Origin of the sequence: Ancylobacter sonchi (assembly GCF_018390695.1) — a bacterium.
Classification (GTDB): Bacteria; Pseudomonadota; Alphaproteobacteria; order Rhizobiales; family Xanthobacteraceae; genus Ancylobacter; species Ancylobacter sonchi.
The window spans coordinates 1-505 of record NZ_JAHBGF010000030.1 but is presented as its reverse complement, the minus strand read 5'-3'; the positions used below and the strand labels follow the sequence as shown (position 1 = coordinate 505).

Genomic DNA, 505 nt, shown 5'->3' with positions numbered 1-505 from the left:
CTGGCGCCGACCGCGGCGATCCAGTCCCGGACGGCCTTGGCGATGAACTCCGGGCCGTTGTCGGAACGTACGTGTCCCGGCACGCCCCGAAGCACGAACAAGTCCGATAGGACATCGATGACCGTGGTCGAGTTGAGCTTGCGGTCGATGCGGATCGCCAGGCACTCCCGCGTAAACTCATCGATCACGTTCAGCATGCGGAACTTCTTGCCATTATGGGTACGGTCTTCGACGAAGTCGTAGGACCAAACGTGATTGGGATATTCCGGTCGCAGCCGAATGCAGGAGCCGTCGTTGAGCCAGAGACGGCCCTTCTTCGGCTGCCTGTGCGGCACCTTGAGCCCCTCCCGCCGCCAGATCCGCTCCACGCGCTTCACGTTCACCACCCAGCACGCCCTGTGTAGAAGGGCTGTGATGCGCCGGTAGCCGTAGCGCCCATACTGGGTGGCCAGCGCGATGATGTCGGCGGTCAGGGCCGCCTCGTCGGCTCGCCCCATTGGCATCT

At 63.8% G+C, this 505-nt stretch carries 1 protein-coding gene; it reads right to left on the bottom strand.

Annotated features, from left to right (window positions below; translation table 11 throughout):
- A partial coding sequence (locus KHC28_RS19290; protein ID WP_214010016.1) for a DDE-type integrase/transposase/recombinase occupies nucleotides 1-505 on the bottom strand: 505 nt, incomplete at both ends.